A 22,361-nucleotide genomic window follows, 5' to 3' on the forward strand; every position below is an offset into this window, starting at 1 on the left:
TTTTAACCCGTAATTCTGAAGCCGATCACGGATCCGAAACGTTTTGGTTGGCATCCGAAACGTTTCGGATCAACAGTAAGACATTCCTTGTAATGGAGATGTCTGATGTCTGATTCGCTGATTCACCTGCAAAGCGCCGGTGCCGATGTTGTGATTAAAACCCGCCCTTTCGCCGAAATTGTCTACTGGGGACCGCATTTAAGCCACTTTTCGCCGCAGGATGCCGACAGCCTGACGCGCCCGGTCGCCAACGGCAGACTGGATGTTGATTCGCCAGTGACCTTAATGGCGGAGCTGGGCCATGGTCTGTTTGGCGCGCCGGGCATTGAAGGCCATCGTCAGGGGCTGGATGCCTCTCCGCTGTTCACCACCAGCGAAGTGCGGCACGAGGGCCAGACGCTGACCCTGGTCAGCGAAGATCCGCAGGCCGGCCTGCGCCTGCAGAGCGAGATCGCGTTGGATGCCAGCGGCGTGCTGAGCGTGCGCCATGGCGTGACCAATCTGCGCGCCAGCCCATGGCAGGTGGATCGCCTGGCGGTCACGCTGCCGGTCGCCGAACGCGCTCGCGAGGTGATGGCTTTCCATGGCCGCTGGATCCGCGAGTTTCAGCCTCACCGCCTGACGCTGGAGCACGACAGCTTTGTGCTGGAGAACCGCCGCGGGCGCACCTCTCACGAACATTTCCCGGCCCTGATCACCGGCAGCCGCGCCTTTAGCGAGATGCAGGGTGAAGTCTGGGGCGTGCATCTGGCCTGGAGCGGTAACCATCGCCTGCGGGCGGAGGTGAAAACCGATGGCCGTCGCTATCTGCAGGCCGAGGCGCTCTATCTGCCGGGCGAAATGGCGCTGGCGGAAGGGGAAACCTTGTGGACGCCGTACCTGTATGCCAGCTACTCGGCGAATGGGCTGAACGGCATGAGCCAGCAGTTCCATCGTTATCTGCGCGAACGGATTATTCGTTTCCCGGGCAACAAACCGCGCCCGGTGCATCTCAACACCTGGGAGGGGATCTATTTCGACCACGACCCGGACTACATCATGCGTATGGCCGACGAAGCGGCGGCCCTGGGCGTCGAGCGCTTTATTATCGATGACGGCTGGTTTAAAGGGCGCAACGACGACTGGGCGGCGCTTGGCGACTGGTATCTCGATGAGAAAAAATACCCCTACGGCCTGACGCCGGTTATCGATCACGTGAAGTCTCTGGGTATGGAATTCGGTATCTGGGTGGAGCCGGAAATGATTAACCCGGATTCCGATCTGTACCGGGCGCACCCGGACTGGGTGCTGGCGCTGCCGGGCTATACCCCGCTGACCGGCCGCCATCAGTTTGTCCTGAACCTCAACATTCCCGAAGCGTTTGATTATCTGCTGGAGCGGATGAGCTGGCTGCTGGGCGAGCATGCGGTGGACTACGTGAAGTGGGATATGAACCGCGAGCTGGTGCAGCCTGGGCATCAGGGACGCGCCGCTGTGGACGCGCAAACGCGCCAGTTCTACCGCCTGCTGGATACGCTGGTGGCCCGTTTCCCGCACATTGAATTTGAATCCTGCTCCTCCGGCGGCGGACGGATCGATTATGAAGTCCTCAAACGCAGCCATCGCTTCTGGGCGTCTGACAACAATGACGCCCTTGAGCGCAACACCATCCAGCGCGGCATGAGCTACTTCTTTCCACCCGAGGTAATGGGCGCGCACATTGGCAATCGCCACTGTCATGCCACCTTCCGCCAGCATAGTATCGCCTTTCGCGGCCTGACGGCGCTGTTCGGTCATATGGGCCTTGAGCTGGATCCGGTGAGCGCCGATGAAGAAGAGCGCGCCGGATACCGAAAATATGCAGCCCTGCATAAACAGTGGCGCGACGTGATCCATCACGGCGTGCAGTGGCGAATAGATATGCCGGACGCCACCACCCTTGCCCATGGCGTCGTTAGCCCGGATAAAGCGCAGGCGATCTTCCTCGTTAGCCAGCTGGCGATGCCGGACTACACCCTGATGGCGCCGCTGCGCCTGGCGGGCCTGGAGGCGAGCGCCCGCTATCAGGTGACGCTCCTCGATCATCCGAACATTCAGATCACCGGCGAGGGCGGCCACACCATGCGGAAGCTGCCGGCATGGATGACGACGCCGCAGACGGTGAGCGGTGAGTGGCTGCAGCAGGCGGGGCTGGCGCTACCCATCCTCGACCCGGAAAGCGCCATTCTGATTGGTCTGCAACGCGTGTGATGGTATCGGGCCGCGCTGCGGCCCTTCTTGAGGAAAATATAATGAACCCGACCGTCTGTACCCACAAAAACAACCCCAACTTCTGGATTTTCGGGCTGTTCTTCTTTCTCTACTTCTTCATCATGGCCACCTGCTTTCCGTTTCTGCCGATCTGGCTGTCGGACGTCATCGGCCTGAATAAAACCGAAACCGGCCTCGTTTTCTCCAGCCTGTCGCTGTTCGCCATCTGTTTCCAGCCGATCCTCGGAGTGATCTCTGACAAGCTGGGGCTGAAAAAACACCTGATGTGGATCGTGACCGTTCTGCTGGTGCTGATTGCTCCCTTCTTCCTTTATGTTTTCGCTCCGCTGCTGAAAACCAATATCTGGCTCGGGGCGCTGAGCGGCGGCGCCTATATCGGCTTTGTATTCTCCGCAGGCGCCGGCGCGATGGAGGCCTATATCGAACGGGTAAGCCGCAACAGCGGGTTTGAATACGGCAAGGCGCGCACCTTTGGCTGCCTGGGATGGGCGCTGTGCGCGACCACCGCCGGAATGCTGTTCAGCATTAATCCCGAATGGGTGTTCTGGATGGGGTCGGCCGCCGCGCTGCTGCTGGTGGTGCTGGTGGCCATCGCCAAACCGCAGGCCAGTCAGTCCGCGCAGGTAATGGACTCGCTCGGCGCCAATCGCCCGGCGATCGATTTAAAAACGGCGGTGCGCATGTTCCGCCAGCGTAAGATGTGGATGTTTATTCTGTATGTTATCGGCGTGGCCTGCGTGTATGACGTTTTCGATCAGCAGTTCGCCACCTTCTTCAAATCGTTCTTCGCGACCCCGGAAGCGGGCACCCGCGCCTTTGGTTTCGCCACCACCGCGGGAGAAATATGTAACGCCATCATTATGTTCAGCTCGCCGTGGATTATTAACCGTATCGGAGCGAAGAATACCCTGCTGATCGCCGGGATGGTGATGGCGGCAAGAATGATTGGCTCTTCCTTCGCCACCACCGCCGCGGAAGTCGTAGCGTTGAAAATGCTCCATGCGCTGGAGGTGCCGTTCCTGCTGGTGGGCGCCTTTAAATACATCACCGGCGTGTTTGACGTCCGGCTGTCGGCGACCATTTACCTGGTGGGCTTCCAGTTCGCCAAGCAGGTGGCGGCGATCTTCCTCTCCGCCTTCGCCGGCAATATGTACGATCGGATCGGTTTCCAGGAGACCTATATGATCCTCGGTGGTATTGCTCTGACGGTTACCTTAATCTCCGCGTTTACGTTAGCGGGTAAGGCGAAAACCGAGCCGCTGCGCGATAATGCAATGACCGTTTAATCGACCGGCCTCCCGTCTGGAGGGAGGCCAGTTATTTTTACGCCAGATAAAACACTTCTTTGAGCTCCGCGCTCAGCGGGCTGTTATCCGGGTTGCTGGGCATCACCTCGCGCATGTATTTCCACCAGCGCTGGCACACTTCCATGCTGGCGACCGCTTCCCAGCGGGCTTCCGATTCAATCTCCACCGTCGCGAACAGGAGATGGCGTTCTTTATCGAGATAAATGGCGTAGTGGTGCGCGCCGTGATCCTTCAACACTGCCTCCAGCTCCGGCCAGATGGGGTTATGGCGGCGCTGGTACTCCTCGTGCGCGTCGGGGTTCACCTGCATGACGAAGGCTTTACGGATCATAAGGCCTCCAGATAGAGCTCGCGAACCTCATCGCGGCTGGCGGGGCGCGGGTTACACGGCGCGCATGGGTCGGCCAGCGCTTTATCCAGCCAGCCTTCGATATCGGCTTTGCTGACGCCAAGCTGGCTGAAACCCTGGGGGATCCCTACGCGTTTGCTCAGCGTGCGGATGGCATTGATGGCCTCCATGCTGGCAGCTTCATCGCTCATGCCGCGAGTATCGACGCCCATCGCCTGCGCCACGCGGGCAAAGCGCGCCACCGCGTTCGGGCGGTTAAAGTTTTCGATGATCGGCAGCAGGATGGCGTTGCATACCCCGTGCGGCAGGTTGTGGGTGGCGCCAGGCTGATGGGCCAGGGCATGTACCAGCCCGAGGCCGGCGCTGTTGAACGCCATGCCCGCCAGATACTGGCCAAAGGCCATCTGCTCGCGGGCCTGCAGATCGTGTCCATCGTCTACCGCTTTCGGCAGCCACAGGTTGATCAGGCGGATGGCTTCGAGGGCGTTGGCGTCGGTCAGGGGATGGGCGCCAACGGAGACAAAGGCCTCGATGGCGTGGGTCAGGGCATCCATGCCGGTGGCGGCGGTAACCGCTGGCGGAATGTCGAGCATCACGCTGGCGTCGTCGACGGCGATATCCGGGATCAGGTTCGGGTCGATAATCACCTCTTTCACCTGCCGCTCGCTATCGATAATTACCGCGTTGCTGGTCATCTCCGCCGCCGTGCCGGCGGTGGTGTTGATGGCCACCAGCGGCACGCCAGCGTTTTTCACTTTGCCGACGCCGGAGTAGGCGGTGGAGGGGCCTGGGTTGGCGGTGAGGATTTTTATCGCTTTGGCGGTATCAATCGGGCTACCGCCGCCGAAGGCGATCAGGTAATCGCAGCGGGCCGCCTGGTAAGCCGCATAGCCTTGCTGCACCAGCGCTTCGGTGGGGTTGGGGAATACCTCGTCAAATAGCTGATAAGCCATCTGCTGTTCATCCAGCGCGGCGAACAGGCTGTCCAGCAGGCCCAGCTTCACCAGCTGACCGTCGGTGACGATCAGCGCCTTGCCCCACTGTTTGCCCGCTACCAGCTTGACCATATCACCGATCGCGCCTGCGCCGTGGAGGCTGATTTTAGGTAGTGCCAACATAAAACTCATGATAATTCTCCTTAATGTTGATTTTGGGAAATCCGTTTCCCCTCACCCCGACCTTCTCCCGCAGGGAGGGGGCCAGGGTGAGGGGGAAATTAACATCGTCTTCGCTGCATCATCCGCCGGGTAATAATCGGCAGGGAGATCACCACGATCAGCATGGCGCCGATAATCACCGACATCACGATGCCGGGGACGTTCAGCAGGCTCAGGCCGAAGGTCACCAGCCCCATCAGAAAGGCGGCGATGATCACCCCGGGCATGCTGCCGGAGCCGCCGAGAATATTGACGCCGCCGAGCACCGCCATGGTGACAACCGCCAGCTCCCAGCCCATCGCCAGGGTGGGGCGGGTACTGCCGAGCCGTGAGGTCAGCAGGACCGCCGCCAGCCCGGCCATCAGCCCAACCAGCGCGAACAGCACCAGGTTATGACGCTTAACGTTGATCCCGGAGAACCAGGCGCCGGTCGGGTTATTGCCGATGGCGTAGGTCCGGCGACCAAAGTTGGTTTTATGCAGCAGGAAGGTGAAGGCGGCCGCGAGGAGGATAAACAGCGCAAACTCAAAAGAGAGCGCCCCCCACACGTATCCCAGGCCGAACCAGGCAAAGCTCTCCGGATAGTGGTTGAGTGCCTGATCGCCCAACAGGATATAGGTGATGCCGCGATACAGGCTCATGGTGCCGATGGTGATCACAATGGACGACAGGTTAAAGCGGGTCACCAGCAAGCCGTTGAACAGGCCGCACAGCAGACCTACGCCCAGGCCGATGACCACCAGCAGCGGAGTGTCCATCCCCGCTGCCGCGCAGAAGCCCATCACCGTTGAGCTGAGAGCCATCGTCGAGGCTACCGACAGATCGATTTCCCGGGCGATAATCAGCATCGCCATCGGCAGGACGACGATCGCCTTCTCGGTAAAGGTAAAGGTGGCGTCCGACAGGTTCCAGATATTGAGGAAGTACGGGGAAGCCACGGCGTTGCCGATAAATACCGCCAGGGTGACCGCCAGTAAAAACCCTTCCCAGCACAGCAGGCGGCGCAGCGGCGACGGCGCGGCCGGGGCGTTTTTCATCTCTTCAGATACCATCATTTTGCTCATGATTTCACCGCCTGTTTCTGTCGGGCTAACGCCGCGTTGCGCAGGATTAACCGCCCGTGACCGCGATTGCCGCGCTCGTTGAGCAGCACCGCCATGACGATCACCGCCCCGGAAATCGCCATTTGCCAGAAGGGCGAGATGCCGATCACCGGCAGGGCGTTATTGATGACCCCAAGGAACAGCGCGCCGCACAGGCAGCCCAGCACCCGTCCGCTTCCGCCCATGGTGCTGATACCGCCGATCACGCAGGCGGCGACCACCTGGAGTTCAAAACCGTTGGCGACGTCGACATAGGCGACGGCGAAGCGCGAGATCCACAGATAGCCGCAGAAGCCGGCCAGCGCGCCGGAGAGACAGAAGCTGACGAACTGCATTTTTCCGGCGTTAATGCCGGTGTAGTATGCCGCCGTCGCGTTGCCGCCCGCGGTGTATAAGGCCCGGCCGGTGCGGCTGTAGCGCAGGAAATAACCCACCAGCAGCAGCGCGGCGATGGCGCACCAGCTCAGTAGCGGCAGCCCCAGGAGGGGGCTGCGCGGCAGACTGAGAAAATCAGCGCTCATCTGATGTGAGTTAACCCAGCCGCCGTCAGTCAGCAGGAAGATAATGCCGCGATAAATGCTCATGGTGCCCAAGGTCACCACAATGGCGGGAATGCCGAGGCGCCAGACCAGCAGGCCGTTAATTACTCCCATCAGCAGGCCCAGCAGAGTCGCCAGCGCCAGCAGCGCTACCACCGGAATACCCGGATAGTGGGCGTTAAGCAGGGCGACGATCATCCCGGTCAGCGCCAGGTTGGCGGCCATCGACAGATCAATGCCTTTGGTGAGCAACACCATCATCTGGCCGAGGGCGAGGATGATAAGGATGGCGGTATCGTTAAACATCTCCACCAGATTGCCCGGTGAAACGAACGACGGCGCCCGGCTGCCGATGGCGCCGATCATCAAAATGATGACCACCGCCAGCAGCGCTTCGCGATGTTTCAGCCATGCGTGTCCCATCATGCTGCCTCCTGGCCGATGCCGCTGGCGGCGCTAACGATGGTTTCCGCCGTCGCTTCCCCGGCCCGGTACTCGGCGACCATCAGCCCTTCGTGCATTACGATAATCCGGTCGGCCATGCCCATCACTTCCGGCAGCTCTGACGACACCATAATCACCGCCAGCCCCTGGCTGACCAGCTCGGACATAAACTGATGCACGGCGGCCTTTGAGCCGATATCGATGCCTTTGGTCGGCTCATCGAGAATGATCACCTCGGGCTGGGTCGCCAGCCATTTGCCAATCACCACTTTCTGCTGGTTGCCGCCGGAGAGGGTCTCCACCGGCTGCCGCCAGCTGAAGGCTTTTACCTGCAGGCGCGAGGCGTACTCGTCGGCCAGCCGCCATTCCCGGGCGTCGTTCAGGACGCCGTTAGGGTTGAGCTTGCTGAGCTGCGGTAAACTGATGTTCTGGGCGATAGGCAGGGCGATGATCGCTCCCTGTTTCTGCCGCTCTTCCGGCACGCAGACGATGCCCGCGCGGATGGCGTCGGCGGGCTGGTGAAAGCGCATGGTTCTGCCGTTCAGGCGGATCTCGCCGGAGGAGGGGCGCGAGACACCGGAGAGCGCCTGCATCAGCTCGGTGCGTCCGGCGCCCACCAGGCCGTAAAAGCCGAGAATTTCTCCCTTGCGCAGGCGGAAGCTGATATGGGCAAACTCGGTAGGATGACAGAGATCGGTCACCTCCAGCACCGTTTCTCCGGGTGTGCAGTCGACTTTCGGGTAGGTTTGGCTGATCGCCCGGCCCACCATCATCGACACCATCCGCTCTTCGGTGATGTCGCTTATCGCCCCGGAGCTGACGTACACCCCATCGCGCAGAATGGTGTAATAATCGGCCAGCTCGAAGATTTCATCGAACTTATGCGAGATAAACAGGATCGCTTTGCCGTCCTGCTTCAGACGCTCAACGATGTGATAAAACTCCAGGATTTCATGCTGGGAAAGCGCGGCGGTCGGCTCATCGAGGATCACCACCTGGGCGTCGAAAGCCAGCGCCCGGGCAATCGCCACCATGTGACGCTGGGCGATGCTGAGGGTTTTCAGCGTGGCTCGCGGGTCGATCTGGACTTCCAGCCGGGTGAGGATCTCGTTGGCTCTGCGGTGCATCGCCGGCCAGTCGAGCGTTTTGAGCAGTCCCTTATACAGATACTGGCCGACGAAAATGTTTTCGCTGACCGAGAGTTCGTCAAACAGCACGGTTTCCTGGTGAATGGCGGTGATCCCTACCTTATGCGCTGACTCCGGCGTTGGCAGATGAATGGGGATCGCTTTATAGAGGATCTCGCCCTCTTCGGGCTGATAAATACCGGTCATCACTTTGACCAGCGTGGATTTCCCCGCGCCGTTTTCGCCAATTAAGGCGGTCACTTTGCCGGGCCAGAGATCAAGCTGCACGTTCTCAAGGGCGCGCACACCGGGAAAAATCTTGGTGATCCCCTTCAGCGACAGCAGTGGCGTTGATGCTGACATGATAGTTCTCCACAAAAATCACCCCTCACCCTAACCCTCCCCCACAGGGGCGAGGGAACGGTCCGGCGTCCGCTGGCCGCATCGCGCAGAGGGCCAGCCGTTCCCCCTCTCCCTCCGGGAGAGGGCCGGGGTGAGGGAACAAGGATTAGAAAATTTTCGAGAACTTATCGATGTTGCTCGCATCGTAGACAAACGGCTTGGCCATCGCGCCATTCCCCTCGGCGTCCAGCTTCACTTTGCCCAGCTTGCCCATACTGGCTTCGGTTTTGGTCGCCGTGCCTTTGACTAAATCGTCGGCCAGATAGGTGGCGGCGTAGCCCAGGTCAATCGGGTTCCAGATGGCGAAGCTTTTGCTGGCGCCGGACTTGATCGCGCCGGCCATTTCCGACGGCAGCCCCAGCCCGGTGACATACACTTTGCCGATTTTGCCCTGGTCCTTCACCGCCTGCGCGGCGGCAACAATCCCCACCGACGACGGCGAGACAATGACTTTCAGGTCCGGATATGATTTCAGCAGACCCACCGCTTCGCGGTAGCTTTTATCCGACAGATCGTCACCGTAGGCGACGGTGACCAGCTGCACCGACGGATACTGCGGTAGCACCTTTTTCATCTCCTCAATCCAGATGTTCTGGTTCGTGGAGGTTGGGGTGGCGCTTAACACGGCCACCTCGCCTTTCTCAACGTTCAGCGCCTGCAGCGCATCGGCGGCAAGCTTGACGTTGGTTTCGCCAATTAAGGCGTTATTTGAGGGGTTAAGATGGATCTGACGGCCTGCCGGCGCCACGCCGGAGTCCCATGAGACCACCTTGATGCCGCGCTGCATCGCTTTTTTCAGCACCGGCACCACCGCGTCCGGATCGTTGGCGGAAATGGCGATCGCATCCACCCCCTGGGCGATCAACCCGTTCAGCACGTCGATCTGCGCCTCGGCGGTGGTAGTGGTCGGGCCGGTGTAGATCACTTTGACATCACCTAACTCCTTGGCTGCCTGTTGGGCGCCAACGTTGGCGGCTTCGAAGAAGCCATTTCCCAGCGATTTCGCCACAAGGGCGATTTTAACTTCGGCTAAGGCGGAACCGGACAACGCCAGGGCGGCAACGGTGAGGATCAAGCTTGTCTTTGTTTTCATTGCTTTTACTCCACATGAGTTAGTTTTGTAGGGTTTGCAGGTGATATTTCGCCCCGTCTCGGTGAGCGGGGCGCGATGTTGTTATGGATAAAGATCTAAAGCGGACTGCAGCGGCTGCACGTTGAAGCGTTTGCCAAGGGCGATAAGCTCGTCGCGGGTGATGGTCTGCTTCATCCCGCCCATCGACAAGACTTTCACCAGCACTTCGGCGGACTTCTCGGCGGTATCGATCAGGCCGAAGGTCTCATCCAGCGTGGGGCCGCTGCCGAAGACGCCGTGGAACGGCCACAGCACCAGCGAGTGTTTTTGCATGGTTTCGGCGGTCGCCTGGCCGATTTCATCGGTGCCCGGCACCATCCACGGCAGAATGCCGACGCCATCCGGGAAGACCACCAGACATTCGGTGCTACCTTCCCACAGCTTACGGGTGAAAAGATCGCTGTGGTTCTCCAGAACACAGGTCAGGGCGATCAGGTTGGTGGCATGGCAGTGCATGATCACCCGGTCTTTGCCGCCGGTCAGTTTGATGCGCTCGCTGTGCGACAGGAAGTGTGCCGGCAGCTCGGAGGTCGGGACGGCATCCTCCGTCAGGCCCCACAGGATATGGTATCCCGCGCCGTCGCTGTCGACCTTCACCACGCCGAGGTTAGCGGCCGGGTCGAGCTGGACGTTACGGAAGAATTTGCCGGAGCCGGTGACGATAAATGGCTGGTTGGCCAGGGTTGGCATCGGCTGGCTGAGGGCGATATAGCGCGGTTTGGCGTGGAAATCCGCCGCGTAAGGTTCGATATCCGCTTCATCCAGACGCAGCGTCAGGTTGCCGCCGTTGCGTTCGTCCCAGCCTTTCAGCCAGGCGTCGGAGGTGGCTTTGATCATGCCCTGGACGAACCAGGCGTCGATAATGGTCTGCATAGTCTTGTCTTTCCTGTTGATTCGGTGCGGGGTTGACCCCCTCACCCTAAATATGTGCGTGCCCCCGGATTGCGCCGTAAACGGCTTATCCGGGCTACCGGTTCGTAGCCCGGGTAAGGCGTCAGCCGCGACCCGGGGAAGCCCGTGCATTACCCGCGCTGGCTCAGAACCGCATTCTCATAAGCCCGTACGCTGTCCAGCCACTGGCTGCCCGCCGGCGTGTCGTGACGCTGACAGTACATCTCCCAGATGGCCTGCCACGGCAGCGATTTTTGCTCTTCGAGCAGCGCCAGGCGGGCGGTGTAATCGCCGTCGTTCTCCAGCTGGCGCAGCTGGGCGGTCGGTTCCAGCAGGGCGCGCAGCAGCGCTTTTTTCATATTGCGGGTGCCAATCACCCAGGCCGCGATGCGGTTGATGGAGGCATCGAAGAAGTCGAGGCCGATGTGCACGCGGTCAAACAGGTTATGGCGAATGATTTCGCTGGCGATGGCCTGGGTTTCATCATCCAGCAGCACCACGTGGTCGCTGTCCCAGCGCACCGGGCGGCTGACGTGCAGCAGCAGGCGCGGGATGTAGAGCATGGCGGCGGAGATCTTGTCGGAGATCACTTCCGTCGGATGGAAGTGGCCGGCATCGAGGCACAGCGCCGTCTGACGGCTGGTGGCGTAACCCATATAGAACTCGTTGGAGCCGACGGTGTAGCTTTCGGCGCCGATGCCGAACAGCTTGCTCTCCACGGCGTCGATATGGTGCGCCGGGTCGAGCTTCTCGCTGATCACCTCATCAAGGGCGTTCAGCAGCCGCTGGCGCGGGGCGAAGCGGTCAACGGTTATATCCTTCATGCCGTCCGGCACCCAGATATTCATCACCGACGGCGTGCCCAGCTGTTCGCCAAAATAAGCGGATACGCGGCGGCTGGCTTTGCAGTGGTCGATCCAGAACTGGCGGATCTCATCGTTGGCGTGCGACAGGGTAAAGCCGTCGGCGCTCAGCGGATGCGAGAAGCAGGAGGGGTTGAAATCCAGCCCCAGTTTGTTGGCTTTCGCCCACGTAACCCAGTTTTTAAAGTGCTCCGGCTTAATCTCATTGCGGGCTACCGGCGCGTCGGATTCCAGGTAAATAGCGTGCAGATTGAGACGCTTTGGCCCCGGGATCAGGCTCAGCGCCTGCTCAAGGTCGGCGCGGAGTTCTTCTGCATTGCGCGCTTTGCCCGGGTAGTTGCCGGTCGCCTGGATACCGCCGGTCAGGCTTCCCGCCGGGTTTTCGAAACCGGCGACGTCGTCACCCTGCCAGCAGTGCATGGAGACGGGCAGACGGTCCAGCTGGCGCAGGGCCTCCTCGACATCCACGCCGACGGCGGCGTAGCGCTGCTTAGCAATTTCCCAGGCTTGTTCAAGTTGAGTGGTCATGCGCAAAGCTCCTTGGTCTGTTGTGGCTGAAACTGCGCCACGAAACGGGCAATTTCACTATCAGGATTGGGGGTAAAAGTGGTGAGCGCCGCGTTGCCGCGCACTACCTGACGAAACTCATCGACATTGGCCAGCTCGTCGAGGGTCATTAACTGGATGCCGATATTGCCGAGGGTGGAGGCCTCTATCGGGCCGGCCACGACGGCGATCCCGCAGGCGTCAGCGCACAGCTGGTTGAGCAGCGTGTTCTGACAGCCGCCGCCGACGATATGCAGCTGGCTGAAGGGGTGGCCGCGCAGCGCCGCCAGCTCGTTAAGCACCCGGGCGTAGAGCAGCGCCAGGCTGTCGAAAATGCAGCGCGCCAGTTCGGCATCGCTTTCAGGAACCGGCTGCCCGGCGTCGCGACAGGCGGCCTGGATCTCGGCGCTCATACTGGCCGGGTTGATAAAGCGGTCATCGTTGCAGTCAATTATGAAGCGGCACGCCGGTAGCGCGGCGGTGCGGGCGATCAGCCCCTGCAGGTCGCTGATGTTTTGCTCTTTTAGCACCCGCTGCAGCAGCCACAGGCCCATGATATTTTTCAGCACCCGATAGCGGCCTTCGGCTCCGCCTTCGTTGGTGATATTGGCCTGCAGCGCCGCGTCGCAGGTGTACGGCGTCAGGCTTTCAAACCCCATCAGCGACCAGGTGCCGGAGGAGAGATAGGCGGCATGGCGGTCGGCCAGCGGGGAGGCGATCACCGCGCTGGCGGTGTCGTGGCTGGCGACAGCGACTACCGGAATTCGGTTACCCTGCGGGCAGATCCAGTGGCCTATCACATTGCCGGGGTGGGTCGGCTTTCCGAACCACGCCAACGGCGCGCCGGTCCAGTTCAGCAGCGTCTCATCCCAGCTATCGCTGTTAATATTGACCAGCTGGGTGGTGGTGGCGTTGGTATATTCCCAGTTCAGATTGCCGGTCAGGCGGAAGCTGAAATAGTCGGGGATCAGCAGGGCATGGGCAGCCTGACTGACCAGCTCCGGCTGCTGCTCCACCAGAGCGCGCAGCTGATAAAGCGTGTTAAACGGCAAAAACTGAATGCCGCTGCGGCGATAGATTTCCGCCCGGCCCAGCTGCGCTTCAGCGTGACGCAGCAGGCCCTGGGTGCGGTCGTCACGATAGGAGATCGGCAGCCCGACGCGCTGGCCCTGCTTATCCAGCAGGACATAATCTACCCCCCAGGTATCGATGCCGATATTGTCTATCAGAATGCCCTGCTCACACACTTTCTCCAGCCCGCGGCGGATCTCGCCTTCCAGGCTATCTACATCCCAGCAGTCGAAGCCGTCTACTTTCTGCAGACTATTGGTGAAGCGATGAATTTCGCGCAGCGTCAGGGCGCGCGGCCCGGGCTGATAGCTGGCGAGCATCACCCGCCCGCTGGAGGCGCCTAAATCGACAGCGACACAATGACGAATACTCATGAAACGATCCTTCTTAAAATCATTGTCCGCAGTCTAAAAAAGGCCGTTTACTGACACCTTCTCGCTACGGACAGCCAAAACTGGCCGCTGGCAAGAAAGCAAAGGTGACCGTGAGGGACATCACAGTTTGCGGTTTTAGGGGATGGCGAGGGGGATGTGATGGCCTCCGCAGTTCCGCATCTTTCCGGCTGATTCTTGAAAAAGCGGCAGGATTTACGAATTTCGCGGTCAAAAATTGAAGGCCGGATAGCCAACCCTTCATTACTATCAGCCGGTGACTGATAATTTTTCTCATTACGAGGGTGGCATCATGACCATATTGCACAGTACGGATTTCTTTAAGGCCGGGATCTCGACGGTGGCTATTGAACCCCGCCTCCCTCAGTCGGCCTTTCCGGAGCATCACCATGATTTTCATGAAATAGTTATCGTGGAGCAGGGATCGGGTATTCACGTCTTCAATGGCCAGCCCTATACCATTGGCGGCGGTTCGGTCTGTTTTATCCGCGATCACGACCGCCATCTTTACGAGCACACGGATAATCTGTGTCTGACCAATGTGCTCTATCGCGCGCCGGATGCGTTTCGCTTTCTCGCCGGGGTCAGTCAACTATTGCCCCAGGAACAGGAAGGAAACTACCCCTCGCACTGGCGGGTGAATCAAACCGTCCTGCAACAGGTGCGGCATATCGTGGCGCAGATCGAGGCCGTGGGGAGCGATACGGATACTCATGCCGTCGCCAGCCGTGAGATCCTGTTTATGCAGCTGCTGGTGCTGTTACGTAAGAGCAGCCTTGCGGAAGAGGCCACCAACAACGATGCGCGGCTGAATCAGCTGTTGGCCTGGCTCGAAGAGCATTTTGCGCAGGAGATCTGCTGGGAGGAGGTGGCGGCGCAGTTTTCGCTGTCGCTGCGTACGCTGCACCGCCAGCTGAAGCAGCAGACCGGTCTGACGCCACAGCGCTATCTTAATCGGGTGCGCCTGATGAAAGCCCGCCACCTGCTGCGCCACAGCGATGAAAGCGTGACTGATATCGCTTATCGCTGCGGCTTCGGCGACAGTAACCACTTTTCGACGCTTTTTCGCCGGGAGTTCGACTGGTCGCCGCGCGATATCCGCCAGGGGCGCGACGCCATTCTTCAGTAACGCGAGAAGAGTCAACGTATTGCAGACTAAAAACGCGAATAATGCGCCGTTATCCGCGTTTGGAGTGTGAGCCGTGGCCGGTCTGATTTTACGTAAAGAGGAGTTTTTCCCTTCCGCCACACAGGCAGTGGCGGTGGCAGACCGCTACCCGCAAAATGTCTTTGCCGAACATACCCATGAGTTCTGCGAGCTGGTGCTGGTGTGGCGAGGCAACGGGCTGCACGTCCTTAACGATCGCCCCTGGCGCATTACCCGCGGCGATCTGTTCTACATTCGCGCCGAAGATAAACACTCCTATGCTTCCGTTAACGATCTGGTTCTGCAGAACATCATCTATTGCCCGGAGCGGCTGCAGCTCAATTTTGACTGGGCCGGGGCGATCCCTGGCCTCTTCGGTACGCCGTGGAAGCCCCACTGGCGCATGGGCAGCACCGGTATGGCGCAGGCGCGCCAGGTGATTAGCCAGCTTGAGCATGAGTGCGCCCGGCGCGACGCGCAGGGAAATGCGATGGCCGAACTGCTTTTTGCCCAGCTGGCGCTGACGCTGCAGCGCCATCGCTACGCGACGGATGATCCCGCGGCGACGCAGCGCGAAGCGCTGCTGGACAAACTGCTGGCCGCGCTGGCGGCCAGCCTTAGCCGCCCCTTTGTTCTGGAGCGTTTCTGCGAGCAGGAGGGCGGCAGCGAGCGGGCGCTTCGCCAGCAGTTTCGCCAGCAAACCGGGATGACCATCAATCACTATTTACGCCAGCTGCGGATCTGCCATGCGCAGTATCTGCTGCAGCATACCGAGCGCTTAATCGGCGATATCGCCATGCAGTGCGGCTTTGAGGACAGTAACTACTTTTCGGTGGTTTTTAGCCGGGAAATCGGCATGTCGCCGGGGCAATGGCGGCAGCGCAGTCGCGCCGCCGCCTGAAGAGCGTCGTTGTCAGGCAGATGATCCGGTGATTAACTGGCCATTCCCAGACCGACGATATTGGCGGCGATGATAATCACCACGCAGCCGAGGCTCAGGACGCTCACCGGACGACGGCCGGCATTGTTCCACTCCTTCAGCACCAGACCCACCACACCGCCGCACAGCACGTAGAAACTCATGTGCAGCATCCAGCTCATATAATCATACTGCGCCGGAATGCTGGCGTGGCCCCAGGCATAGAAGAAGAACTGGAGATACCACATCAGACCGCCGAGGGCGGAGAGCAGAAGGTTGCTGATGATAAGCGGTTTGGCCAGCGAGAAATCGGCTTTGATTGACAGGTTCTTCACTTTCGCCAGACGAATAAAGCAGAAGCCAAGGTTAACCAGCGCCCCGCCGCCCATAATCACCACGTAGCTTGGCAGCGCTGCGTACAGCGGGTCGACGCCGAGCGCCGCGGCGGCATCATGCATCGGTTTGGCGGCGTTCATCGCGAACGACATCCCTGCGGAGAAGATACCGCACATTACCGCCAGCAGAAGCCCTTTCTTCAGATTGAACTCTTCGGCTTTGATGCCCATTTTGCGCTCTTTCAGCTGGCCTGCGCGGGTGACGATGCCGACGCCAATCACCGCCACCAGCACGCCGAGCAGCGTCATTTGACCGCCCTGGGTGTGCATCAGCACTGCAAACTGACCGTTAATAATCGGCGTCATCAGCGTGCCGACAATCAGCGTGATACCAATGGCGATGCCAATCCCCATCGACATGCCAAGATAGCGCATGGTCAGGCCATAGTTGATATTACCAATGCCCCACATGGCGCCGAACAGAAAGACCGGCAGCAGCGTGGAGGCGCTAAAAGAGCGGTAGTAGGCCCAGAAGTCGGGTAACAGCGTGGCGCTGATGGCCCAGGGCAGAATCAGCCAGGAGACGATCCCCCCGACCGACCACATGGTTTCCCACGACCAGTGTTTTACTTTCTTGAACGGGGCATAGAAACAGGCGGCACTGGCGGCCCCTATCAAATGCCAAAAAATACCCATCGTAATCGCGTGGTTCATTGATTTTATCCTCATCTTTTTTTATCGGAGACGGCGGCTTCCGATGGGATGAGTGTAAAAATTGGCCGCTTTGGCCGCCTTCAGGACGTTGCCACAGGATGGCGAACCCTGGCAACCATGGGCTTAATTAGTTGTTCTACATCACAAAACGACGGGTATTTCTTCTGGTTATATCCATATGAAAAATACGGCATTGATAAGCATTTTCAATACCATTTAATTAACTATAATGGACAAACTGCTTACGCGGCGTTAACACTTGAGCCGCTCGACAATAATGGAGATGATTATGAGCTATACCCTGCCATCCCTGCCTTACGCTTACGATGCTCTGGAACCGCACTTCGACAAGCAGACGATGGAGATCCATCACACTAAACACCACCAGACCTACGTGAACAATGCCAACGCCGCGCTGGAAAGCCTGCCGGAGTTCGCTAACCTGTCCGCTGAAGAGCTGATTACCAAGCTGGATCAGCTGCCGGCTGACAAAAAAACCGTACTGCGTAACAACGCCGGCGGCCACGCGAACCACAGCCTGTTCTGGAAAGGCCTGAAAACCGGTACCACCCTGCAGGGCGACCTGAAAGCGGCTATCGAGCGCGATTTCGGTTCCGTGGAGAACTTCAAAGCGGAATTCGAAAAAGCCGCTGCTACCCGTTTCGGCTCCGGCTGGGCGTGGCTGGTCCTGAAAGGTGACAAACTGGCCGTTGTCTCCACCGCCAACCAGGATTCCCCGCTGATGGGCGAAGCCATTTCCGGCGCTTCCGGCTTCCCGATTATCGGCCTGGACGTCTGGGAACACGCTTACTACCTGAAATTCCAGAACCGCCGCCCGGACTACATCAAAGCCTTCTGGGACGTAGTGAACTGGGACGAAGCTGCAGCGCGTTTTGCCGCCAAAAAATAAGGTTGCATTGCGCTAAAAGAGAAGCGAGTCTGATGACTCGCTTTTTTTATATCTGTAGCAAGGAGAGCAGCCATGCATTATCCGGTGAATGTCTTTGTCGGCAAAATCAGGGACTACGCGGGCAGTCGCCCCAGCGCGATCGACAAAATCCAGGTCGACGGAGAATTGCAGCTCGGCGATCTCGGTCTCGATGGGGACCAGCAGGCGGAGAAGAAAATCCACGGCGGGCCGGACCGCGCGCTGTGTCATTATCCGCGTGAACACTATGCCGACTGGATCCGTGACTTCCCCCAGCAGGCCGAGCGGTTCTGCGCGCCGGCGTTCGGCGAAAACCTCTCCACCACCGGGCTTACCGAGCAAAACGTTTATATCGGCGATATTTTTCGCTGGGGCGAGGCGCTGATCCAGGTCACCCAGCCGCGATCGCCGTGCTTCAAGCTCAACTTTCATTTTGCGATCAATGATATGGCGCAGCTGATGCAAAACAGCGGAAAAACCGGCTGGCTGTACCGGGTGATTGCCGGAGGGCAAGTTTCCAGCGATGCGCCGCTCGAGCTGGTTTCCCGGCTGAGTGATGTCAGCGTTCATGAGGCCGGGGCGATTGCCTGGCAGATGCCGTTTGATGATGATCAGTACCACCGCTTACTGTCGGCAGCGGGCCTGTCTGTTAGCTGGAGCCGAACGATGCAGAAACGGCGTTTAAGCGGCAAGATAGAGGATAGTTCGCGGAGATTATGGGGGAAATAACCCCCCATATTAAGTATTCCCGGGATGCTCCCGGCGCAGCGCCGCACAGCGCAGGCCGGGTCGGCGTCAGGTTCGTTTATACAGCGGCAGCCAGATTGTTAAACGCAGACCACCCAGCGGGCTGTCGTCGGCCTTCACCCAGCCGCGGTGCTGCTGAATAGCGGTTTCGACAATCGCCAGCCCCAGGCCGGTGCCGCCGGACTCGCGGTCGCGCGCCTCGTCGGTCCGGTAGAATGGCCGGAAAATCTGTTCGCGATCCTCCGGGCTGACTCCCGGGCCGTCGTCATCGACGTTAACCGTAATCCCGTCTTTATCCACCGAGAAGCTGACGGAAATTTTCGTATGCGAGTAGCGCAGGGCGTTGCGCACGATATTCTCCAGCGCGCTTTCCAGCGCATTGGGGTTACCGTACAGCGGCCATGGGCCCGGCGGATACTCAACGGTGAAAGATTTCCCCATCTGCTCGGCTTCAAACGCCGCATTGTCCAACACTTCGTTCCATAGCTGATTGGCTTTCACCGTCTCGCTGACCAGGGCGTTTTTCGCCTGATTGCGCGACATCACCAGCAGGTCGTTGATCATGCTGTCCAGCCGGTGCGCTTCGGTTTCGATACGCTCCAGCTCCTTGCTCTCTCCGCTGCGGCGGCGCAGCAGAGCGGTGCCCAGCTGCAGGCGCGTAAGCGGCGTGCGCAGCTCGTGCGAGATATCGGACAGTAGCCGCTGCTGGCTGGTCATCATCCGCTCCAGGGCCGTCACCATCTGGTTAAAACTGGCGCCAGCGGCTAAAAACTCCTGCGGCCCGGCTTCCAGCTCCGGATGCTGGCGCAGGTTGCCCTGGGCGACTTCATCGGCGGCATTTTTCAGCTTACGCGCCGGTTTCGCCAGGCTCCACGCCAGCCACAGCAGCAGCGGGGCGCTGACCAGCATCGTGACGATCAGCAGCAGCAGCGGCCGGTCAAACAGCAGGTTGATAAAGTCGGATTGTGAGGTGCTGGCGGGACGAATCAGATAGAGCTGATAGTTATCCTCCCCGTCCCGGACGGAAAACGGGCCCACCATTTCCAGGCGGCCATAGCGTTTTTTCTGCGGATGATCGGCGTTATCGGCCTGGCCGATAAAGTTACGAATGATCTGCATTTCGTTGCGTTCTGCGCCGATCACGCGGCCTTCGCTGGTCACCAGCAGCAGGCGTTGTCCCGGAGGCGCCCATTTATCGATGGCGCGAAACAAACGACGCCACCACATCAGGTCGTTTGGCGGATCGTTGGCCAGCTCGGCCTCGACGTGCTGCTCGATCATGATGCCCTGACGCTGCTCGCTTTCCAGCAGCTCGGTCATCTGCCGGGAATCCAGTTTGGGCAACATCAGCACCAGCATCAACACCAGCGCCAGCGTGAGCCAGAAGATGGCGAAGATGCGTGCAGTCAAACTTCCAATCATGAAGCGGAAACCATCAGATACCCGCGGCCACGCAGCGTTTTAAACCACGGATGGCCATCTTTGCGCTCCGGCAGCTTACGCCGCAGGTTGGAAATATGCATATCGATGGCGCGGTCGAACGGCGTCAGGCGCTTGCCTAACACTTCCTGGCTTAAATGCTCACGGGAGACTACCTGACCGAGATGCTGCGCTAACAGATAGAGCAGGGTGAACTCGGTGCCGGTGAGCTCCAGCGTCTGGCCATCGAAATTGGCTTCCTGGCGGCCCGGATTGAGGCTTAAGGCATCCACTTCCAGGGTTGGTGAGCCGGCTTCGGTCGTCTGCTGCTGCTCGCTCCAGTGGGAACGGCGCAGAATCGCGCGTATACGGGCCACCAGCTCGCGATCGTTGAATGGCTTAGGCAAATAGTCATCCGCGCCCAGCTCGAGGCCGAGAACGCGATCCAGCTCGCTTCCGCGCGCTGTTAGCATGATAACCGGAGTCTGGTGTGTCTGACGCAGCTCTTTCAGCGTATCGATACCGTTTTTCTTCGGCATCATCACGTCGAGCAGCAATAAATCAACGCTGTCGTCCAGAAGGGCCAGCGCCTGTTCCCCATCATGGGCCACCAGCACGTTAAAACCTTCCATATCGAGCAGCTCTTTTAACAGGGAGGTGAGCTCCCGGTCATCATCAACTAACAGGATTTTATTCATTGTTTAAATACCTCCGAGGCAGAAATTACGTCATCAAGGCCCGCTAATCCATGACTTTACGTTGTTTTACACCCCCTGACGCATGTTTGCAGCCTGAATCGTAGACTGTCTCTCGTTGAATCGCGACACAAACGTTTTGGGAGTATGTGATGCGCAATGTTATCGCTGCCGTCATGGCCTCAACGCTGGCGCTAAGTGCATATAGCCAGGCCGCTGAAGTCGTTACCAGCGTTAACTGGCTCCCCGGAGACGAAGGGGGACAGCGCGGTAGCCAAAGCCATATGTTTGACGGCATAAGTTTAACCGAGCAGCAACGTCAGCAGTTACGGGATCTTATGCAACGGGCACGCCACGACAGGCTCCCCGTTAATGTTAGCGAAATGGAGACAATGCATCGCCTTGTCACCGCAGAAAATTTTGATGAAAACGCTGTGCGCGCTCAGGCAGAAAAGATGGCGCAGGAACAGGTTGCCCGCCAGGTCGAGATGGCTAAGGTTCGCAACCAAATGTACCACCTGCTTACGCCAGAGCAGCAAGCGGTTTTAAATGCTAAGCACCAGCAGCGTATGGATCAGTTGCGTGAGGTTGCAAGGATGCAGAAAGGCTCAGCGATGATGCTTTCGAGTAGTAGCAACACCCTGCAACCCCAGTAACAAACCCTGTTTTCCTTGCCATAGACACCATCCCTGTCTTCCCCCACATGATGTGGGGGTTTTTTTTGCCCTTTTTACGGTAAATCAACTCCTTCGCCTATCCCGTGAGCGTCACAAGTTCGGGTTATACTAAGCGCATTGCAGGAGAAGGAGCCTATATGAATCAATCTTATGGCCGGTTGGTCAGTCGCGCCGCTATCGCCGCGACGGCTATGGCCTCCGCGTTACTTTTGATCAAAATTTTTGCGTGGTGGTATACCGGTTCTGTCAGTATTCTGGCTGCGCTGGTGGATTCGCTGGTGGACATTGCCGCCTCGCTGACCAACCTGCTGGTGGTTCGCTATTCGCTACAGCCTGCTGATGAAGAACATACCTTTGGTCATGGCAAAGCGGAGTCGCTGGCGGCGCTGGCGCAAAGCATGTTTATCTCCGGCTCGGCGCTGTTCCTGTTTCTCACCGGCATTCAGCACCTGGTGCGTCCGGAGCCGCTGCAGGCCGCCGGCGTCGGTGTCGTCGTCACATTGATCGCCCTCGTTAGTACGCTGGCGCTGGTGACTTTCCAGCGCTGGGTGGTGCGAAAAACCCAGAGCCAGGCGGTGCGGGCGGATATGCTTCATTATCAGTCTGATGTTATGATGAACGGCGCCATTCTGGTGGCGCTGGGCCTCTCCTGGTACGGCTGGCATCGCGCCGACGCGTTGTTTGCCTTGGGGATTGGCATCTATATTTTATATAGCGCGCTGCGGATGGGCTATGAGGCGGTTCAGTCACTACTCGACCGCGCCTTGCCTGACGAGGAGCGTCAGGACATTATCACCATCGTGACCGCATGGCCCGGCATCCGCGGGGCGCACGATCTACGAACGCGGCAGTCAGGGCCGACCCGCTTTATTCAGATTCATTTGGAAATGGAAGATAACCTCCCGCTGGTGCAAGCCCACGTGATTGCAGACCAGGTGGAGCAGGCGATTCTACGCCGTTTCCCGGGGTCCGATGTCATTATCCATCAGGATCCCAGCTCTGTGGTGCCAGCGGCGCAGCAGGGCTTTTTTGAGCGTTAGGTTATAGTCTGTAAACTCGATGTAAAAATGTGGGGCAGATCGGCATTTTTTGTATAAATTACCGCCGTTTGGTCTGACCTGAATCAATTCAGCTTGAGGCGTTTGATATACTATTGTCATTAGCGTCGTGCACTCCTGGTGAGGGAGCGCTTCAGGCAACAGAATTA

The 22,361-nt window shown here is 59.1% G+C and carries 20 protein-coding genes; 8 read left to right on the plus strand and 12 right to left on the minus strand.

Going from position 1 to position 22,361, the window contains the following annotated elements; translation table 11 throughout:
- The first annotated feature begins 105 nt into the window (after window positions 1-105).
- Window positions 106-2,229 carry an alpha-galactosidase gene (locus DR88_RS01945; protein WP_004150370.1) on the plus strand — a complete coding sequence of 708 codons (2,124 nt, stop codon included), beginning with the start codon at window positions 106-108 and terminating at the stop codon, window positions 2,227-2,229.
- A 41-nt stretch (window positions 2,230-2,270) separates the two neighbouring features.
- Window positions 2,271-3,536: an MFS transporter gene (locus tag DR88_RS01940; protein ID WP_025861489.1), complete on the plus strand. Its 1,266-nt coding sequence runs from the start codon at window positions 2,271-2,273 to the stop codon at window positions 3,534-3,536.
- A 37-nt stretch (window positions 3,537-3,573) separates the two neighbouring features.
- On the opposite strand, the gene rhaM is transcribed toward DR88_RS01940, so the two are convergent.
- The 9 genes from rhaM to rhaB form a co-directional block, all read right to left on the minus strand.
- Entirely contained in the window at window positions 3,574-3,888 is a 315-nt protein-coding gene (gene rhaM / locus DR88_RS01935; RefSeq protein WP_025861491.1) for an L-rhamnose mutarotase, read from the minus strand.
- Complete coding sequence (gene fucO, locus DR88_RS01930) at window positions 3,885-5,033, minus strand: lactaldehyde reductase (protein ID WP_002882871.1); 1,149 nt, start codon at window positions 5,031-5,033, stop codon at window positions 3,885-3,887. The genes rhaM and fucO overlap by 4 nt, the downstream gene beginning before the upstream one ends.
- 89 nt (window positions 5,034-5,122) lie before the next feature.
- Entirely contained in the window at window positions 5,123-6,127 is a 1,005-nt protein-coding gene (locus DR88_RS01925; RefSeq protein WP_025861493.1) for an ABC transporter permease, read from the minus strand.
- Window positions 6,124-7,131 carry an ABC transporter permease gene (locus tag DR88_RS01920; protein WP_004220853.1) on the minus strand — a complete coding sequence of 336 codons (1,008 nt, stop codon included), beginning with the start codon at window positions 7,129-7,131 and terminating at the stop codon, window positions 6,124-6,126. Before DR88_RS01920 ends, DR88_RS01925 begins: the two co-directional genes overlap by 4 nt.
- Window positions 7,128-8,639 (minus strand): sugar ABC transporter ATP-binding protein, encoded by a 1,512-nt coding sequence (locus tag DR88_RS01915; protein WP_004150373.1) that lies wholly within the window; start codon window positions 8,637-8,639, stop codon window positions 7,128-7,130. Before DR88_RS01915 ends, DR88_RS01920 begins: the two co-directional genes overlap by 4 nt.
- A 145-nt stretch (window positions 8,640-8,784) precedes the next feature.
- Entirely contained in the window at window positions 8,785-9,771 is a 987-nt protein-coding gene (gene rhaS, locus DR88_RS01910; protein ID WP_002882880.1) for a rhamnose ABC transporter substrate-binding protein, read from the minus strand.
- Between the two features lie 81 nt (window positions 9,772-9,852).
- Window positions 9,853-10,683, minus strand: coding sequence for a rhamnulose-1-phosphate aldolase (rhaD, locus tag DR88_RS01905; RefSeq protein WP_025861494.1), 831 nt, complete (start codon window positions 10,681-10,683; stop codon window positions 9,853-9,855).
- Between the two features lie 149 nt (window positions 10,684-10,832).
- Window positions 10,833-12,092, minus strand: coding sequence for an L-rhamnose isomerase (gene rhaA / locus DR88_RS01900; RefSeq protein WP_004150375.1), 1,260 nt, complete (start codon window positions 12,090-12,092; stop codon window positions 10,833-10,835).
- Window positions 12,089-13,555, minus strand: coding sequence for a rhamnulokinase (rhaB, locus tag DR88_RS01895; RefSeq protein ID WP_004150376.1), 1,467 nt, complete (start codon window positions 13,553-13,555; stop codon window positions 12,089-12,091). The genes rhaA and rhaB overlap by 4 nt, the downstream gene beginning before the upstream one ends.
- Window positions 13,556-13,865: 310 nt before the next feature.
- On the opposite strand from rhaB, the gene rhaS (DR88_RS01890) reads away from it, so the two are divergent.
- Window positions 13,866-14,702 carry an HTH-type transcriptional activator RhaS gene (rhaS, locus tag DR88_RS01890; RefSeq protein ID WP_023285682.1) on the plus strand — a complete coding sequence of 279 codons (837 nt, stop codon included), beginning with the start codon at window positions 13,866-13,868 and terminating at the stop codon, window positions 14,700-14,702.
- Between the two features lie 73 nt (window positions 14,703-14,775).
- Window positions 14,776-15,621 carry an HTH-type transcriptional activator RhaR gene (gene rhaR / locus DR88_RS01885; RefSeq protein WP_002882891.1) on the plus strand — a complete coding sequence of 282 codons (846 nt, stop codon included), beginning with the start codon at window positions 14,776-14,778 and terminating at the stop codon, window positions 15,619-15,621.
- 32 nt (window positions 15,622-15,653) lie between these two features.
- Here the strand turns inward: rhaR and rhaT are convergent, their stop codons facing one another.
- Entirely contained in the window at window positions 15,654-16,688 is a 1,035-nt protein-coding gene (gene rhaT, locus DR88_RS01880) for an L-rhamnose/proton symporter RhaT (protein ID WP_025861498.1), read from the minus strand.
- 289 nt (window positions 16,689-16,977) lie between these two features.
- Between rhaT and sodA the strand changes: the two genes are divergently transcribed.
- Both sodA and yiiM read left to right on the plus strand, forming a co-directional pair.
- On the plus strand, window positions 16,978-17,598 hold the full coding sequence (gene sodA, locus DR88_RS01875; RefSeq protein ID WP_002882894.1) for a superoxide dismutase [Mn]: 621 nt from the start codon (window positions 16,978-16,980) through the stop codon (window positions 17,596-17,598).
- A 72-nt stretch (window positions 17,599-17,670) separates the two neighbouring features.
- The gene (yiiM, locus tag DR88_RS01870) at window positions 17,671-18,345 is read left to right on the plus strand and encodes a 6-hydroxyaminopurine reductase (RefSeq protein ID WP_002882896.1); all 675 of its coding nucleotides are present in this window, start codon (window positions 17,671-17,673) and stop codon (window positions 18,343-18,345) included.
- Between the two features lie 66 nt (window positions 18,346-18,411).
- Here the strand turns inward: yiiM and cpxA are convergent, their stop codons facing one another.
- Window positions 18,412-19,785 (minus strand): envelope stress sensor histidine kinase CpxA, encoded by a 1,374-nt coding sequence (gene cpxA, locus DR88_RS01865; protein WP_002882898.1) that lies wholly within the window; start codon window positions 19,783-19,785, stop codon window positions 18,412-18,414.
- Window positions 19,782-20,480, minus strand: a complete 699-nt coding sequence (gene cpxR, locus DR88_RS01860) for an envelope stress response regulator transcription factor CpxR (protein WP_002882901.1) — start codon at window positions 20,478-20,480, stop codon at window positions 19,782-19,784. Before cpxR ends, cpxA begins: the two co-directional genes overlap by 4 nt.
- A 149-nt stretch (window positions 20,481-20,629) precedes the next feature.
- Here cpxR and cpxP point away from each other — a divergent pair, with 149 nt between their 5' ends.
- Together cpxP and fieF are read left to right on the plus strand one after the other, a co-directional pair.
- A complete protein-coding gene (gene cpxP / locus DR88_RS01855; protein WP_004178004.1) occupies window positions 20,630-21,133 on the plus strand; it encodes a cell-envelope stress modulator CpxP in 504 nt (167 codons plus the stop codon).
- Window positions 21,134-21,291: 158 nt separating this feature from the next.
- Window positions 21,292-22,194, plus strand: a complete 903-nt coding sequence (gene fieF, locus DR88_RS01850; RefSeq protein WP_002882907.1) for a CDF family cation-efflux transporter FieF — start codon at window positions 21,292-21,294, stop codon at window positions 22,192-22,194.
- The last annotated feature ends 167 nt before the right edge of the window (window positions 22,195-22,361 follow it).

Origin of the sequence: Klebsiella pneumoniae, assembly GCF_000742135.1 — a bacterium.
GTDB lineage: Bacteria > Pseudomonadota > Gammaproteobacteria > Enterobacterales > Enterobacteriaceae > Klebsiella > Klebsiella pneumoniae.